15 protein-coding genes and 1 tRNA gene are annotated in these 17167 nt (G+C 51.2%); 9 read left to right on the top strand and 7 right to left on the bottom strand.

All coding sequences use genetic code 11. The features are described from left to right. Positions 1 to 179 precede the first annotated feature (179 nt). Positions 180 to 253 (top strand) — tRNA-Arg (locus GWC94_RS07280). A 461-nt stretch (positions 254 to 714) separates the two neighbouring features. Here GWC94_RS07280 and GWC94_RS17090 read toward each other — a convergent pair. After that, on the bottom strand, positions 715 to 804 hold the full coding sequence (locus tag GWC94_RS17090; protein ID WP_161834363.1) for a glutaminyl-peptide cyclotransferase: 90 nt from the start codon (positions 802 to 804) through the stop codon (positions 715 to 717). A 75-nt stretch (positions 805 to 879) separates the two neighbouring features. On the opposite strand from GWC94_RS17090, the gene hutH reads away from it, so the two are divergent. The 3 genes from hutH to tilS all read left to right on the top strand — a co-directional run bounded on the left by hutH (position 880) and on the right by tilS (position 5538). Beyond that, positions 880 to 2391 carry a histidine ammonia-lyase gene (hutH, locus tag GWC94_RS07270; RefSeq protein WP_161834362.1) on the top strand — a complete coding sequence of 504 codons (1512 nt, stop codon included), beginning with the start codon at positions 880 to 882 and terminating at the stop codon, positions 2389 to 2391. Positions 2392 to 2466: 75 nt separating this feature from the next. Beyond that, complete coding sequence (locus GWC94_RS07265) at positions 2467 to 4128, top strand: glutamine--tRNA ligase/YqeY domain fusion protein (protein WP_161834361.1); 1662 nt, start codon at positions 2467 to 2469, stop codon at positions 4126 to 4128. A gap of 45 nt (positions 4129 to 4173) precedes the next feature. Next, positions 4174 to 5538, top strand: a complete 1365-nt coding sequence (tilS, locus tag GWC94_RS07260) for a tRNA lysidine(34) synthetase TilS (RefSeq protein WP_161834360.1) — start codon at positions 4174 to 4176, stop codon at positions 5536 to 5538. 39 nt (positions 5539 to 5577) lie between these two features. Here the strand turns inward: tilS and GWC94_RS07255 are convergent, their stop codons facing one another. From GWC94_RS07255 to GWC94_RS07240, 4 genes are all read right to left on the bottom strand, one after another. Then, positions 5578 to 6219 carry a rhomboid family intramembrane serine protease gene (locus GWC94_RS07255; protein ID WP_202628655.1) on the bottom strand — a complete coding sequence of 214 codons (642 nt, stop codon included), beginning with the start codon at positions 6217 to 6219 and terminating at the stop codon, positions 5578 to 5580. A 19-nt stretch (positions 6220 to 6238) separates the two neighbouring features. Continuing rightward, positions 6239 to 6712, bottom strand: a complete 474-nt coding sequence (locus tag GWC94_RS07250) for a 23S rRNA (pseudouridine(1915)-N(3))-methyltransferase RlmH (RefSeq protein ID WP_161834359.1) — start codon at positions 6710 to 6712, stop codon at positions 6239 to 6241. Positions 6713 to 6864: 152 nt separating this feature from the next. Next, positions 6865 to 7659 (bottom strand): polysaccharide deacetylase family protein, encoded by a 795-nt coding sequence (locus tag GWC94_RS07245; RefSeq protein ID WP_161834358.1) that lies wholly within the window; start codon positions 7657 to 7659, stop codon positions 6865 to 6867. Positions 7660 to 7716: 57 nt separating this feature from the next. Beyond that, entirely contained in the window at positions 7717 to 9642 is a 1926-nt protein-coding gene (locus tag GWC94_RS07240) for a sialate O-acetylesterase (protein ID WP_161834357.1), read from the bottom strand. Between the two features lie 162 nt (positions 9643 to 9804). Between GWC94_RS07240 and GWC94_RS07235 the strand changes: the two genes are divergently transcribed. Continuing rightward, positions 9805 to 10317: a ferritin gene (locus GWC94_RS07235; RefSeq protein ID WP_161834356.1), complete on the top strand. Its 513-nt coding sequence runs from the start codon at positions 9805 to 9807 to the stop codon at positions 10315 to 10317. Positions 10318 to 10343: 26 nt separating this feature from the next. Next, positions 10344 to 10748, top strand: coding sequence for a Dabb family protein (locus tag GWC94_RS07230; protein WP_161834355.1), 405 nt, complete (start codon positions 10344 to 10346; stop codon positions 10746 to 10748). A gap of 68 nt (positions 10749 to 10816) precedes the next feature. On the opposite strand, the gene GWC94_RS07225 is transcribed toward GWC94_RS07230, so the two are convergent. Continuing rightward, positions 10817 to 12865 carry a tetratricopeptide repeat-containing sensor histidine kinase gene (locus GWC94_RS07225; RefSeq protein ID WP_161834354.1) on the bottom strand — a complete coding sequence of 683 codons (2049 nt, stop codon included), beginning with the start codon at positions 12863 to 12865 and terminating at the stop codon, positions 10817 to 10819. A gap of 145 nt (positions 12866 to 13010) precedes the next feature. Between GWC94_RS07225 and GWC94_RS07220 the strand changes: the two genes are divergently transcribed. After that, positions 13011 to 13523 carry a DUF421 domain-containing protein gene (locus GWC94_RS07220; RefSeq protein ID WP_161834353.1) on the top strand — a complete coding sequence of 171 codons (513 nt, stop codon included), beginning with the start codon at positions 13011 to 13013 and terminating at the stop codon, positions 13521 to 13523. Positions 13524 to 13573: 50 nt separating this feature from the next. On the opposite strand, the gene GWC94_RS07215 is transcribed toward GWC94_RS07220, so the two are convergent. Continuing rightward, positions 13574 to 13897, bottom strand: coding sequence for a hypothetical protein (locus GWC94_RS07215; protein WP_161834352.1), 324 nt, complete (start codon positions 13895 to 13897; stop codon positions 13574 to 13576). Positions 13898 to 13970: 73 nt separating this feature from the next. Between GWC94_RS07215 and GWC94_RS07210 the strand changes: the two genes are divergently transcribed. Both GWC94_RS07210 and GWC94_RS07205 read left to right on the top strand, forming a co-directional pair. Beyond that, entirely contained in the window at positions 13971 to 14627 is a 657-nt protein-coding gene (locus tag GWC94_RS07210) for an alpha-ketoglutarate-dependent dioxygenase AlkB family protein (RefSeq protein ID WP_161834351.1), read from the top strand. A 119-nt stretch (positions 14628 to 14746) separates the two neighbouring features. Then, a complete protein-coding gene (locus GWC94_RS07205) occupies positions 14747 to 17155 on the top strand; it encodes an outer membrane beta-barrel protein (RefSeq protein WP_161834350.1) in 2409 nt (802 codons plus the stop codon). Positions 17156 to 17167: the final 12 nt, after the last annotated feature.

The raw sequence follows: 17167 nt of genomic DNA, 5'->3' as shown, positions 1-17167 counted from the left end.
TCAAAGGCTCTGAAATAAAACAAATTATTGGACCGGTAGCTCAGCTGGATAGCGCATCCCGCTGAAGCGGGGAGGTCAAAGGCTCTGAAATAAAACAAATTATTGGACCGGTAGCTCAGTTGGATAGAGCATCCCGCTGAAGCGGGGAGGTCAAAGGCTCTGAAATAAAACAAATTATTGGACCGGTAGCTCAGTTGGATAGAGCAGCTGCCTTCTAAGCAGCAGGTCATTGGTTCGAATCCAATCCGGTTCACAGATACAGAATAAAAAGCTTTACAAGTCAAATACTTGTGAGGCTTTTTTGTTTTTGGGGTAAACTATAGGTAAACATTCTTGCACTTACTAACAAAAAAAGGGAAAGCCGAAACCCGAAATAGTAGGCGTAACTTTCAAATAATCAAAAATGAAAAGTCAAAAATTCAACTTAGACAATTCAGCAATTGTCTTATCGAATGATGAGTTGAAAATGTTGATTGGAGGCTCGGAACTTCCGCCACCTCCCCCAAAAAATCACACTTGCTATTTTGATGGTGAGTGTGCTATATGGGGTAACAATGAAGTTTGTTGCAATTCTAATGGAATTACACTTGGATACTGTATCACCTGCAACTAAATTCGAGTAAAATCATGAGAGGATACTAAAGAGTTCTTTAGTATCCTCTCCTAAAAATGTTTAATATAATTTAATCATCTCATTATAGGCCATTATTGATATTAATGAACTGCAATTTGGAATATAAATGGCCAAAGTTTTCCAGTAACAAAAAGCTTTTTACTAACTGAATCATAAGCAATGCCATTCATAACGTCCCTCACGCCAACTCAGGTCTCACCCCTCACGTTTTCAAGTTTCCCCTACATTTGCCCAAACGATTCCTCATGAGCTACAACTATCTGCCGCTCGACCGTAAATGGCTCAATTTTCAACAGGTAAAGAACCTGCTGGATTACGAGCAGCTGGTATCGATCACTTTCGATGCGCATGAGCGGATACTGGCCTGCCGCGGGTACCTGGACCGTAAAATGGAGGAAAAAGACCGGCAGTATTATGGCATCAATACCGGCTTCGGCTTTTTGCAGAACGTGAAGATCGATGCCAGCCAGATAGAACAGCTGCAGTACAACCTGATCGTATCGCATGCCTGCGGCCTCGGCGAGGAAGTGCCCCGGGATATTGTGAAACTGATGCTGATGCTCAAGATCAAATCGCTCAGCTATGGCAACAGCGGTGTGCAGATCGCCACCGTGATCAGGCTGATGTACATGTATAACCACGATGTGCTGCCTGTTATATACACACAGGGTTCCCTGGGCGCTTCGGGCGATCTTGCGCCGCTCAGTCACCTGAGTCTGCCCCTGCTGGGTCTGGGCGAAGTGCACCATGACGGGAAGAAAATGCCTTCTTCGGAAGTGCTGGCAAAGTTTGGCTGGGAACCCATTCACCTGCAGAGCAAGGAAGGACTGGCCCTGATCAACGGCACGCAGTTTATGAGCGCGTATGGCATGTACTGTCTCAAAAAAGCCGAGCACCTGATCGCTATGGCCGACCTGGTGGCCGCGCTTTCCTTTGATGCATTTGACGGGATCACCGAACCTTTTGACGAACATATCCATGCCATACGACAGCACAAGGGCCAGGTGGATACGGCTGCACAGCTGCGGCGGCATCTCTCCGGAAGCGGCATCGCATCCCAACCTAAAAAACAGGTGCAGGATCCGTATTCCTTCCGTTGCGTACCCCAGGTACACGGCGCCACCAAAGATGCTTTTGACCATGTGCTGGCTGTGATGCTGCGCGAGATCAATTCGGTAACCGATAACCCGAATATTTTTCCCGAGGACGACCTGGTGGTGAGCGGCGGTAATTTTCACGGACAGCCATTGGCGCTGGTACTCGATTATTTTGCCATTGCCATGAGCGAACTGGCCAATATTTCGGAGAGAAGAACCTACCAGCTGATCAGCGGACAAAGAGGATTGCCGCTGTTCCTGGTAAAAGATGCAGGACTCAATTCGGGGTTCATGATACCGCAGTATACGGCGGCAGGCATCGTAAGCGAGAATAAACAATTGTGCACGCCGGCATCGGTAGACAGTATTTCCTCTTCCAACAACCAGGAAGACCATGTAAGTATGGGCGCCAATGCGGCCACCAAATGCCTGCGCGTGATCAGCAACGTGGAAAAAGTGCTGGCCATCGAACTCCTCAGCGCGGCGCAGGCAATGGAATTCCGCAGACCCGCGGTTTCTTCACCCGTGCTGGAAGAGCTGCTCACCGCCTTCCGCCAAAAGGTAAGCTTCAATGAATCCGACAGGCTGCTGCATACAGACATGAAAGCAGCGATCGGGTTTATCGCAGACTGGCCTGCCATCCTCACGTCTCAGGTCTGACGTCTCACGTCTCACCTGAGCGGTTTCTCTTCTTCGCTTTCCTTGCTTACCTTTGTCGGCCTTATATCGCAAGCAATGAGTGAAGAAAAAAGTCTGAATTTTATCGAGGAGATCGTGGAAGCGGATCTGTCGGCAGGGAAATATACCACGGTTGTTACCCGCTTTCCGCCCGAGCCGAACGGCTACCTGCATATCGGTCATGCCAAAAGCATCTGTCTCAATTTCGGACTGGCTAAAAAATACGGTGGCAGCACCAACCTGCGTTTTGATGATACCAATCCTGTTACGGAGGACACCGAATACGTGGAGAGCATCAAAGACGATGTTCGCTGGCTGGGTTTTGAATGGGCCAATGAGTTGTATGCATCCGATTATTTTGACCGGTTGTATGCTTTTGCGCATAAACTGATCGATAAAGGGCTGGCCTATGTGGACGACAGTGCCAGCGATGAGATTGCGGAACAGAAAGGAACGCCCACATCGCCGGGAAGAAGAAACCGGTATGCCGACAGAACGGCGGAAGAGAACAGACAGCTTTTTGCCGAAATGCGCGAAGGCAAATACCCCGATGGAAGCAAAGTGCTGCGTGCCCGGATCGATATGGCATCTTCCAATATGCTTATGCGCGATCCGATCCTGTACCGCATCAAACATGCGCATCACCACCGTACCGGGGATGCCTGGTGTATTTACCCCATGTACGATTTTGCGCATGGCCAGAGCGACTCGATCGAAAACATCACGCATTCCATCTGCACGCTTGAGTTTATACCCCATCGCGAATTATACGACTGGTGTATCAGCAACCTGGAAATATTTCCTTCGCACCAGTATGAGTTTGCCAGACTGAATATGACCTATACCATCATGAGCAAACGCAAATTGCTGCAGCTGGTGAACGAAGGCCATGTGAGCGGCTGGGACGATCCGCGCATGTCTACCATCAGCGGCATGCGCAGAAGGGGATACCCCGCAGAAGCGATACGCGATTTCTGCGACAGGATCGGGGTGGCCAAACGCGAGAACCTGATCGATGTGGGGCTGCTCGAGTTCTGTGTGCGGGAGCAGCTCAACAAACTGGCGCTGCGGAGGATGGTGGTGTTTGATCCGCTCAAACTGGTGCTGACCAATTATCCCGAAGGAGAGGAGTATGTAACCACCGATAACAATCCCGAAGATCCCGCCGCGGGAGAAAGACAGGTGCCTTTCAGCCGTGAACTGTATATCGAGCGCGAGGATTTCATGGAAAACCCGCCAAAAAAATATTTTCGCCTGGCCCCCGGCCAGATGGTGCGTCTCAAAAGCGCCTATATCATCAGGTGTGACGAAGTGATCAGGGATGCCGATGGCCATATCACCGAACTGCATTGCAGTTACCTGCCTGAAAGCAGGAGTGGTGCAGACACTTCGGGCATCCAGGTAAAAGGCACCCTGCACTGGGTGAGCGTACGGCACGCCATAACGGCGGAGCTCCGTTTGTACGATCGTTTGTTCAAAGTGGAAGATGTTGCGAATGCAGAAGGCGAATTTACAGACCATCTCAACCCGGATTCTTTGCAGGTGATCGAAAAAGTATATGCCGAACCCGCCCTGTTGCAGGACGATGCCGCTGCGCGTTTCCAGTTTCTCCGCAAAGGGTATTTCCATGTAGACAAAGACAGCAATCCCGGTAACCTGGTCTTCAACAGAACGGTAACCCTAAAGGATACCTGGGCCAAGGAAGTGAAGAAGGGATAAAGGGGTTGATTCCTGATTGTTCATTACTAAATACCAATTGCTCCCTTGCCGTTATCAACTCATTTTATCCGTCACTGGCAGCAGCAGTTTCCGCAGGTAAATAAGGCGGATACCAGGCTGTTACTGGCCGTCAGCGGGGGTGTGGACAGCTCGGTGCTGGTTGACCTGGTACGGTCCGCCGGTTTTGCTTTTTCGATCGCGCACATGAATTTCAGGCTGCGCGGCCAAGAGAGCGAACGCGATGAGATCTTTGTACGCACACTCGCCGGTTCATACGGCTGCGAGGCATTGGTAAAGCAGGTTGATTCTGCCGGGTTTGCGGAAGCGAACGGACTGTCCATACAGGAAGCGGCGCGAATGCTGCGGTACAACTGGTTTCGCGAAATACTGGATGCATGGAAGGTGCAGCATCCCGGGTTAAACCATTACCTGGTTACCGCACACCATGCGGATGATGCGATCGAAACCATGCTCATGCATTTCTTCAGGGGCACCGGTATTGCGGGTATGACCGGTATTCCCGCATTCCAGAAAGAACGGCAGATTATCCGGCCCTTGCTGGCATTCCGCAAAACGGAGCTGCTGGCCTATGCGGGAGAGCACCGGATCGCATTTGTGGAAGATTCTTCCAATGCAAAGGACGATTATACACGCAATTTTTTCCGCAACCAGCTATTGCCGCAGCTGCGGCAGGTGTTTCCGCAGGTGGAATCTAACCTGCTGCACGATATGGAACGGTTTTCGGGTGTGGCGGTGATCTACCAGGCGGCCATTGCGCAGCAGCTGAAAAAAATGGTGGAGCAGCGTAACGGCGAGTGGCATATACCGGTGCTGAAATGGAAGAAAGTACTGCACCTGCCCACCCTTACCTGGGAGATCATCAAGCCCTACGGTTTTCACGCCACCCAAACACCCGAAGTGATCCGGTTGCTGGATGCGGCAAACGGGTCGTATATCCAGTCGTCCACCCATCGCATCATCCGCAACCGCAGCTGGATGATCATTACCACGCTTGCCACCGAAACCGCGGGGCATATACCGATCGGCGACACTGCGGATACCGTCCGTTTTGATAACGGCCTGCTACGGATACGGCATCTTTCCTCTCTGCCCGCCGTTGTTTCCGCAGATGCTTCGGAGGCGTTTATCGATGAGCGCGATATCGTTTATCCGCTGGTACTGCGCAAATGGAAACAGGGCGATTATTTTTATCCCCTGGGCATGCAGAAAAAGAAAAAAATCAGCCGTTTCCTGATCGACCTGAAATTGTCGAAGACCGAGAAGGAAAAAACATGGGTGCTGGAGAGCGATAAAAAGATACTCTGGATTGTTGGCCGGCGCATCGATAACCGTTTTCGCTTAAGCGACCGTACCCAAACCCTGCTGCATATCACGGTAACTGCCCGGTGATTCCTCAGAGGGTATCGCGCCGGCGCAGCAGGAACACCCTTACTTGTTCAGGTAGCCGTTGATCGCATTCATAAAATGCTGCACCAGGTTGTAATCGCTCAGGAACCGGCTGATGATGACCAGGTATACCACGCCGAAGACCGCTCCCCAGATATGGGCGGAATGGTTGATGTTGCCATGTCCTTTTTTGGCGAGATAAGCGGATATGATCAGGTACAGCGGCCCGAAAATAAATGCCGGCATGCGAAACGGTATCGGGAAGATGCCCATACCCATAGTGGGATGCAGGAAAATGCCCATAAAGATCACCGCCGATACGGCACCCGATGCGCCGAGGCTGCGGTAATGGTAATTGTCTTTGTGCTGGAAATAGGTGGGCAGCAGGCATACGATCAGCGCCAGCACATATCCCACCGCATACAGCGCCCTGCCTTTTTCAAGAAAGATATCCTCAAATGCGCCTTCCACGATACCGCCGAACAGATAGAAAGTATACATATTGAAGGCCAGGTGCAGGAAATCGGCATGAATAAAACCGCAGGTAATAAAACGATACCACTGGTTGCGGTTGGTAATGGCCACGGGATCGAAGATCAGGTCGTTAATGATCTTCTCGTTGGAAAATGCGGTGAAAGATATCACACAGGTCAGCAGCAGGATAACAAGGGTGACTGAGATCATGCAGCAATTTAATTATTTCTCAGTTGTGATGGTATTTTTCGTTGCGTAATATGGTGCAGGCGCGGTAAACCTGTTCGGCAAGGATCAATCGTACCAGCATATGGGGAAATACCAGCCTGGACAGACTCCAGGTAAACCCCGCCCGTTTCATCACCGTTTCGTCCACCCCAAAAGCCCCGCCTATGAGAAATACCAGCCGGCGGGTGCTTTCATTGGCGCGCTGCTGTACCAGCTGCGCCAGTTCCGGCGAATTCAGTGCTTTGCCCCGTTCATCCAGCAATACCAGGTAATCTTCTTTCTGCAGCTGCTGCAGTATAACAGCGGCTTCTGCCTTCTTCAGTTCTGATTCAGATAAGACGCCGGCATTTTTAGGGGATGAAATAATATGCCATTCCACGCTGAAATAATTGTTGATCCGTTTGGTGAAGTCTTCCGTTCCCGTTTTTACATAGGACTCATGCGGTTTACCAATAGACCAAAGCTGGATTTTCATGGGGAAGCGTTGTCGGAGGTTGGGATGGCTAAAGGGTTAAATGGCTAAATTGTTAAATTGTCAAATGCCTAAATTGTCAAATTGGATATGCGATCACGCTAAGATAGCCATTTAACCATGTAACCATATAACAATACCAATATACATCCCACCTAATGCTTGCTGCCATCCTTCACAAACCGCGCAATATCCACCATTGTTGCATTCCAGATCGTTTTTTCGTTTTCCTTGAGGTAGCGGATAAGCTTCGAATGTTCGCCGCGGGCTACGTTGAGGTTATGACCTCCGCCAACGCCGTGAAACAGAAAAACGAGCAGCGTGCCGGTTTGCTGCGCCTTTTTTACCAGACCGATCATATAGTCTGCATTCTGTCCGTTGATGGAATAACAGCGTATATCCGCCAGGTCAACCTGCTTTGCTGTTTGTAAGCCGCCGGTTACGCCGCGTGCAGCGATAAAATCGTTTTTTACCGCATCGTAATAAGGCGTATCGCCGATCATTTTATCGCCGCAGGGAAAAGCAAATGTGCGTTCGGTCCTGCCGTCTATTGCGTGCAGTAAGGTATTGGTGAACTTTGTTTCGGCCGTCATGCGGCTCAGGGTATAACGGCTCAGGTCGTTATCCGGTCTCACAAAACCCCTGCCCGCAGGGCGTCCGTCGCAGGGATGAAAAGAAGTGTGGTTGCCCAGTTCATGTCCTTTGGCGGCGATCCTGCGCCATTCCGGTATTCTTTTCGCAACGGCGGGTGAGGAGCCGATCAGGTAAAAAGTTCCTTTCAGACCCAGCGAGTCCAGCGCAGGCGCTGCAATATCCAGGTCAATATCAATCGCATCGTCGTAGGTCAGCGCCACTGCGCATGTTCTGCCCTTCCATGCACCGCCTGTCTGCGCATGGGCGGTGTGCAGGGATAAGAACAGGCAAAGAACCGGAACCATCGATTTTGTCATAGCTGCATCTTTGTATCGGGGAAGTTAGGTAAGCTTTACTGAATACGGCAACGCTGTTTACCGGTCTGTTCTGAACGGCGAAGCGGGCAGCCCTTCTTTGTTGTACAGATTGGCTCCGTCCGGATTGTCGGCCCATGCATACCGCACATACGTCGGCTCTTTGATACGGTCATTCCATACCACCACGGTATTGTTCTCGATGACGGCTTTGGCCCACACGAATTTTTTATCGGCCCCGGCCACGGCGAAATAATGCAATTCGTCGTCATCCTTTGCCATCAGTCCCGAACCGGTGCCGGTAAAATGCAAGCGGATCCTGTTATTCTCCACCGTTGCCGATTGCAACAAAGGACCCCATCCAACCAGTTCGTTCTCTCCGTATACCAGTTTTCTTGCGGCCAGCGCCAGTCGCTCGCCCACCTCTTTTTTATTCAGCGGGTGAATATCGTTCCATTCCCCGGCGTCGATGGTTACCGCCATGGCGGTGTTGGGAACGGAAAGGGTCAGCAACTGCGCTTCGCGCAGCAGCGCCCACTGGCTTTCCGAAGGAAGGTATTGCATCTCCATAAAATTGGGCAGCTGCACAAACAGGAAGGGAAGCTGTTCCCCGTTCCATTTTTTTCGCCAGTCGCTGATCAGCGCGGGCAGCAATTTCCGGTAGGCTTCGGGCCGGCCGGAATTGGCTTCTCCCTGGTACCACGCAAATCCTTTGACCTGGTAGGAGATAACCGGGGCCACCATCGTATTGTACAAACCTGTGGGGATATTCTGCTGCGCTATCACCGGGCTGCCGCCACCGGTGCCGGGTACGAACACATCACCCACCTTGTATTGCCAGGCCCCTTTCAGGTCTATGTTCTGCCCGTTCGCGCTTAGGTAATAGGGCTTGTCGGGCACAAACCCGCCCTTGCCCGCAGTATTGGTTACCCGAACCACGATGATGTTCTTTCCCGCTTTCAGCACACCGGCGGGCACCTCGTACCTTCTGGGCGGATACTGGTAGGTGATATTGCCCACCAGCTTTCCGTTCACATAGGCCTGGTCTGCGTCCACGATACGGCCAAGAAACAGTTTGGCGGCCGCCCCGTCAAAAGAGGCTGGCAGATCGATCTCTTTCCTATACCATACCACGCCGTTCAGTCCCCTGATACCCTGGTCGGCCCAGTAACCCGGAACAATGATGTCTTTCCAGGCTTTCGGCTGGTATGCTGTGTCGAACCATTTGATGGCGCCGGTGAGTCCTTTATCGGTAACCATCGAAGACCGCGGAGCCATATTGCTTTGCGCCCTTGCCATACCATTCACAAAACCGGTGTCCCTGAACCGGGCCGCGGATTGCAGCTCCTGCGGGAAACCGGCAAGTCCCTGCTCGCTGATCCATGCTTCGATAGGCGTGCCACCCACGCTGGCGTTGATGATGCCGATCGGAACATGCTGCCGCTGGTAGATCTGCCTGGCAAAAAAATAAGCCGCGGCACCAAAGTCCAGCACCTCTTTCGGGCTGGCTGCTTTCCATTTGCCGGGTGGCAGGTCATCGTGCACTTTGGCGGCATCGGATACGGTGGGTATAAAGAAATTCCTGATCTCGGGGAAGTTGGCTGCCGCGATATCGTCGGGGTATTTTTCTTTTACCCGCTCCATGGTAAGTACCATATTCGACTGGCCCGAACAGAACCAGACATCTCCCACCAGTATGTCTTTTATATCTATGCGGTTGCTGGCCGAAACAGACAGGGTATAGGGCCCGCCCGCTTTCATTTTCGGAAGCAGAACAGACCATTTACCCGATGCATCGGCAGCGGCGTGATATGATTTTTGCTGAAACGAAAGGGTCAGTTTTTCACCGGGCGCGGCCCAGCCCCAGAAGGTCAGCGGAACATCGCGTTGCAATACCATGCCGTCGCTGATAAGCACCGGCAGTTTTACCTGGGAAAAAGCGTCCAGGCAGAGGAACAGGGATACCCAAAAGACAAGCGGCCGCATCGTTTTTTTTGCCTAATGTATCGTTTTTTGGGCAAAAATGCAATCGGTTGCATTTTTGTGGATAACTGGCGTAAGACGGTGTGCGGAACGGCTGATTCGCGGCAGCAGGCCGGTAAACAGATCCGATCGGCGGTTGTTTCTTATCTTTAAACAAAAACTGCTATGTTATCCAAATCGATGCAGGAAGCTTTGAACAACCAGGTTAAACTGGAGGCGGCTTCTTCCCATGCTTACCTGGCCATGGCCAGCTGGTGCGAAATACAACCGGGTCTTGACAGTGTGGCCGATTATTTTTTTCAGCAGAGCGATGAAGAACGCGTGCATATGCTGAAGCTGATGCGTTTTATCAACGAACGCGGCGGATTTGCACTGGTGCCAACCCTGGAGCAGCCGATCGTTACCTACAAGAGCCTGAAAAATATGTTCGAAGAATTTCTGCAGCATGAGATCATCGTCTCGAACAGCATCAACGAACTGGTTGACCTGGCGCTGCGCGAGAAAGACTATGCCACGCACAACTTCCTGCAGTGGTATGTGAATGAACAGATAGAGGAAGAACGTTCCGCCCGGATCCTGAACGATAAACTGGAACTGATCGGCGAAGACAAGAGCGGTCTTTACCTGTTCGACAGGGATATTATGAGCACCCGCGGCAGAAACAGCGGCAAAGGATAAGCAACCCTTCCCATCAAAACACAGACATGAAATCTTCCTCCCGCAGAAAATTTATTGCCATGGCCGCCACACTGGGCACCGGCGCGGCCGTATCGGCCATGCCTTCCGCCGAACCGGAAAAAAAACAGCTGGTTCACCATGTATTCTTCTGGTTAAAGAATCCCGATTCCGTGCAGGACCGTGATAAACTGGTTGAGGGGTTACGCACGCTTGCTCAGATACCCACGATCAAAAAACTGCATATCGGCGTACTGGCCAGCACAGAAAAAAGAGATGTGGTAGATACCAGTTGGCAGGTGTCGGAACTGATGTTCTTTGATGATCTTGCCGGACAGGCAACTTACCAGACACATCCCGCGCACCTGGCTTTTGTTGAAAAATACAGCCATCTCTGGGCCAGGGTGGTGGTGTACGATGCACTGGGCGTGTAGCAATCCGCGGTATGAATCGGGTAGCTTGTCACAAACCAGTTGGTATGAAAACAGCGATCTGTATACGGTCAGGAACGGTTCAGGCGTACATAAAACGTGCTGCCGCTGTTTTTCTGGCTTTCGGCCCAGATGATGCCACCCTCTTCTTCAACGATCTGGCGTGAGATAGACAGGCCCAGTCCGAAACTGGTTTCGCCGGAGGTTCCTTTTCGTTTGAGAGAAGTGAATTCGTCAAAAATATGTTCGAGCTCCGTTGTATCGATGCCGATACCGTTGTCGCTTACCGATACAGTGATGTTTTTTTCCTGCACGGCTAACCGAAGCACTACCTCGCCGCCTACAGGACTGAACTTGATGGCATTTCCCAGCAGGTTATTGATCACGCGTTCGATCTTTATTTCATTGACCGTGCAGTAAACAGGGGTCTGTGGCAACTGCAGTGCGATCCGCTGTTTTTTTTCCGTGGCGCGGAACTGCATCAGTTCTGCCATATTATTCAGGAGCCGCACCATATCCGTTCTTCTTTTCTTCAGGCTGCCGGCAGGACTTGCATGAACGGGAAGCAGTTCGTTGATCAGTTCGATCGAGTTGGCGGAAACACCCTGTATCTTCCCGACCAAATCCAGTATTTCTTCTTTATTCAGCGGCGCCTGGAGTATAAGGCCGCTCAGCGATGCAATGGCGCCGATCGGGTTGCGGAGATCGTGCGCTACCATTCGGAGTATCTTGTCTTTTTCCTGGTTGGTTCTTGTGATCGCTTCGTTCAACTCGGTCAGTTTGGCCACGTTTCTGCGGCTGGTGCGATACGAGGCATAAATCAGGGAAAGGATGATGATCGCCATGCAGGACAGACTCACAAACACCCACAGATAGGTTTTGTTGAGCTCGTTGTTTTTTTGCAGCAGCTGTATCTCCAGTTCCTGCGCTTTTCGCTGTATCTCGTTGCTGATATCAAGGCTGGCAAGTTTATCTTGTTGTTTTTCGTTGGCATCTTTTTTCTGCACATACTGCGTAAAATAGCTGAGCGCGGTTTCTGGGTTGCCTGTTTTTTTATGGAAGAGGTACCGTAGCCGGTCGTGGTCCATACCCAGATCGGGCGCCGGAAAACTGTCGATCGAATTTCCCAGCCGCACAAGCAATTGCTGCAGCAGCGGTATATCGTTCCGCGACACATAGATATCCGCCAGCTGGATCATGGACAGCTGCATGTCGTGCAGGTCTGCATGATACGAAATCGCCTGTTTGTATAAGGCAATGGCTGAATCAACCTGTCCGGTGCCCAGGTATACTTTCGCGATATTGCCGGTGATCACCTGCAGTGCCGCACGGTAGCGGCCGATGCTGTTTGCACTGTCTACCGCCAGCAGGTATCGGTTCTTCAGAACAAGGTCCTGCGCCCTGCGGTAAAAATACATGGCGCTGTCGTATCGTTTTATCTTGGTATAGCAAAGCCCGATATTATCCAGCAGTTCCTGTGTTTTGTTGTTGCGGTATACCAGCGGGTCGCAGTTCCTGCTGTAATCGAGTGTTTGTAAAAAATAGCGCGCGGCATTGGCGTACTGCTGCTGTTTGTACAATATCATCGCGATACTGTAGAAAACACGCATGGTGCTGCAGCTGTCGGCATTCTTGCGGGCCATTTCGCCCGCAGCAAAAAAATCGGTATAGGATGCCTGGAAATTATTGCGGTTGAAATTTGCGCCCGCCCGGCCGGTCAGAAAATTCGACAGTTCAATGGAGAGCCCTTTATCCGGCAGGTAAGCCTGGATGAGTGCAATCCCCGAATCGAGGTAAACGATCTGAAGGGCGGTATTGCCTTTTGTGCCCTGGTAATAAGCATTGGTGGCAAAATGCGAGAGATGATCGTATACGGTGGGATTGGCCAGCTGGTAGAAAATGGAATCCACATGGTTTTTTGCCTTGTCCACCTCGCCCCTTTCAAAATACTGCGCCGGCGGCGTAAGCGTGCTGTCCGACATGGCATGTGATCCCAGGGGCAGGGTACGCACAGACGGTCTGCATCCCGGAAGGAAAAGACACAGCAGCCAAAGGGCGGCAACAGTTTTATGGAGGGAATGCTGTCTGATGGAATAAAAATAAGCCAAGGGAAGAATCATCAAACACCCAATCGGGAATTATTCAGAATAAGTAACCGGAGAACTATCTTCATATACCGGTACAGCTGCCTGTGCCTTGAATCACCGGTGAAATGGCTGTTTGAGTCGGTGAATGAAATGGATAACTTTGATTGAAACAGATGTTATGAGAACGATCGACCTGCTGTTTGGAGCACATGATATGGAGCTGACCGTATGGCAGATGGTGAACCGTGCCGTACTGGTTTTTTTTATCTCGCTGGCGCTGATCCGGCTATCGGGCCGCCGTTCATTCGGGATGCGGCTGCCGCTGGATAACATCATTGTGATATTGCTGGGCGCTATTCTAAGCAGGGGAGTGGTGGGCGCCTCGCCGTTTATTCCCACCATCGCCGCTGCCACCGCGGTGGTGGCATTGCACAGGCTGATGGGCTATCTGCAGGTAAAACATCCCCGTATATCCCGCTGGGTGCAGGGCAGAAAAATTCTGTTGTTCAGCGATGGCGCATTCCTCAGAAACAATATGATCCGCGCATTGACATCGGAAGAAGATATTCATGAGGCCCTTCGGCAGAACGCGCTGGAAGAAGACCTCGAAACCATTGACAAAGTATACCTGGAACGCAACGGCAAGATCAGTTTCGTCAAAAAAAATCCGGGCACTTCCAAGCTATCCTGAACGACCGGACTGATTCCATCGCGTTTTTTTGTGCGTTTAGCGATACGCGCTCAGCCATTTCCTTTTCTTACCCTGCATGCATATTCGATCGCCGCACCCAGGTTGCGCGATAAGGGGGTGGGTTCCTGCAGGTCAATGTCTATCCACACCGCAGCCGTTGTATTGTTTTTGCGGGAGATCGTTTTGTCGATCAGTACCGCGTAAGCACGCTCCGTGCCCGGGAAAGCCACCGCCCTTACATAGCTGATGCCATTGGGCAGTACCACATGGTAGATGGCATAGGGTATCAGGCAGTGTCCGTCTACCAGCTGCAGCTCAAATACCTTAACCTGCGCTGCGGATGCCGGCGTATGACCGGCAGGGGTTGTATGCATAGTGCTATATTTTGTAGCATCCAAAATACTAAAAAAATTAGTATTCGGAAATAAAAATTCTTAATTTTGGGGGATGGCAGGTCTGTTTTCCGATACGGCATTATTTCCCACCGGAAAAAAACAGCGACTGGATTTTGCGCTGCCCGATGCCGGACTGGTTCTCTGGGAACAGTTCTTCGACCTGGAATTGGCCGATGCATATTACCATTGCTTGCTCAGTACCAGTCCCTGGATACAACGCAGCAGACCCATGTATGATAAAATGGTGCCGGATCCGCGGCTGACGGCTTATTACGGCGGCGAACGCGGTCATGTATGGACGGATACCCTGCTCGCGATCAAGACCAGGGTGGAGGCGCAGTGCGGTATTGCTTTTAACCGGGTACTGCTCAGCTATTACCGCAACGGCAGGGATTCTGTTGCCTGGCACAGCGATACCCTGCCTGCCGATGGCAAACACCATCCGATTGCCTCTGTTAGTTTTGGCGATACCAGGATCTTTAAAGTGCGCCACAGGAAATACCCGGCCGACAGCTCGCTGCAGGCTGAGATACCGCTGGTGCATGGCAGTTTTTTACTGATGGGAGAGAACATGCAATATTTTTACGAACACCATGTTCCCAAAACCACCAGGGCGGTAGGGCCCAGGATCAACCTCACGTTCCGCATTTCTGATTTTATCACAAAGAAATCATACGCGCCCGATGGCTCGGGCGGATACGCCGTATAAGCGTACGACCGCCCGTGTATCGGTCTGTAACCATTTCTGTATTCCTGCGTTCTCTCCGCAAACGATCCTACATGCTGAGCAACTGCAGAATGGTCATGGCGACCATGAGTTTATGTTGTATGTTTTTATGGCTGAACGCAAAAGCGCAACAGTCTTTATCAGGCCGTGTGCAATGTGCCGATGGCAAGCCCGGTTCGGGCGCAGCCATACTGCTGAAGAGCTGGAAAGACACTGCGCTGGTGGCATCTGCGATCGCTGACAGCACCGGGGCGTTCAGGTATGCGGCTGTGCAGTCGGGCCGGTACCGGTTATCCGTTTCGCTGGTAGGTTTTGCAACGCAGACAGCAGGCCCGGTTACGATCCAGTCCTCAGCTATTGCACTGCCCCTGATCATACTGCAGCCGGCAGGCGGGGTTTTGCAGGAGGTAACCGTTACGGCACAGAAAAATTTTGTGGAGCAGAAAGTGGACCGCACAGTGGTGAATGTGAATGCCATGATCTCCAATACCGGAGCCAATGCACTGGAAGTGCTGGAGAAATCACCGGGCATTATCGTTGATGAGAACGGCAACATCAGTTTCAAAGGCAAAACAGGTGTTATGGTGATGATAGACGACAAACCCACCTATCTATCCGGCGATAACCTGGTGAGTTACCTGCGTTCCCTGCCCGCTTCGCAGCTGGAACAGATAGAACTGATGGCAACGCCGCCGGCCAGGTACGATGCCTCGGGCAATTCGGGCGTGATCAATATCAGGACAAAAAAAATAAAAACACGGGGCTTCAACGGCAATACCGCACTTAGCACGGCGGTGAACAACCAGGGATACTGGCGCACGCTCGAAAGTCTTGTACTGAATTACCGTGTCAACAAAATCAATCTTTTTGCAAATGCAGGGTATGGTCTGCAGAACAATTACCGCCGGCTGGACCTGCACCGCAGTTATTTCGATAACAACGCTCAGTTATTATCTACCTACCGTGAAACCGCTTTCTTTCATCCGCTCAACCACAACTATAACCTGAAACTGGGGATGGACTATTCTGTTAACAGCAGAACCACGGCTGGCATTGCGCTTACCGGTGCGCTGACCAAAGGAAAATCCCCGGCCAGCACCAGCAGTACGATCGGCAACCGCAACGGCGCTGCCGACTCTGTTATTCTTGCGGATAACCATACGGACAGCCGTTTCTCCAACGAAGGCATCAACCTGAATTTTTTGCGGCAGCTGAAACGGCCATCACAGGTACTTACGGTTGATCTTGATTATGTGCAGTACCATTCCAGGCAGGAACAGGAATTTACCAACAATACCTACCATGCATCTGGCAACCTAACGTATCAGCAGGTGATCACGGATAACCTGCCCACGGTGGTACATATTTACGCAGCCAAGTCGGACTACGTGCACCCATTCGCCAACGGCGGAAAAATAGAAGCGGGTGTAAAGACAAGTTTTGTGGATACGGATAACGAAGCAAATTATTTCAATGTGGTAAGCAACAATAAGTACCCCGACTACGATAAAACAAACCGCTTCCTGTACAAAGAGAACATTAACGCAGCTTACCTAACCTATTCGCACGAGCACAGGCGGATATCGCTGAAGCTGGGATTACGTGCAGAGAACAGCCGCATCGATGCGCACCAGTTAGGCAATCCCATGCGTGCTGATTCCGCTTTTACAAAAGCGTATACCGATCTGTTCCCAACGGCCTATGCATCTTACAAACTCGATACCACGGGTAACCATACCCTAAATCTTTCTTATGGCCGGCGTATCGACAGACCCGGCTACCGGCAGCTGAATCCTTTTGTTACCCTTGTTGATAAATACAGTACCTGGGTGGGTAACCCTTTTCTGCGGCCGCAGTATGCCACCAACCTGCAGCTGACCTATAGTTTTAAAAGTATTTTTTCCATCTCATTGCAATACGCTTACACCAAGGATTTTCAGTCGGAGGTGGACCTGCAGGAAGGAGACAAGTTTGTGGCGCATACCTACAATTTTGACCGCGCAGTCAACAGGGGCATCACGGTGTTCACGGCCATTCCGTTTACCAGGTGGTGGACCTTCAACCTGAATGGCGAACTGATCAACAACGCTTACGAAGGAGCCGTTCCGGGTGTAACACTGAAAGCCGATATGACCTACTGTTATACCAATATCAATAACCAACTCAATTTTAAAAACGGATGGAGTGCCGAACTGGGTGGCTTTTATTTAACCCCCGGGCGTTACGGACAATTTGTGCGCCGCGCCTTTGGACAGCTGAACGCCGGTGTTCAGAAAAAAATGTTCGGCAATAAAGCGACGCTGAAGATCGGCGTCCGCGATCTGCTCAGGACCAATATTACAGGCGGCGACATTACCAATATCACCAATGTGGCGGCAACCTACCGGAACGATTTTGCCAACCGCACCCTGTCGCTGGGCTTCACCTACAATTTTGGTTCCGATGCGAATGCGAAGAAAAAACGCGAAACAGGCAGTTCGGACAGTGAACAGCGGCGGGTGGGGTTGTAAGCCTATGGGATG

Source organism: Sediminibacterium soli, assembly GCF_009939225.1.
Classification (GTDB): domain Bacteria; phylum Bacteroidota; class Bacteroidia; order Chitinophagales; family Chitinophagaceae; genus Sediminibacterium; species Sediminibacterium soli.
This window is presented reverse-complemented; position numbering and strand designations above follow the sequence as displayed.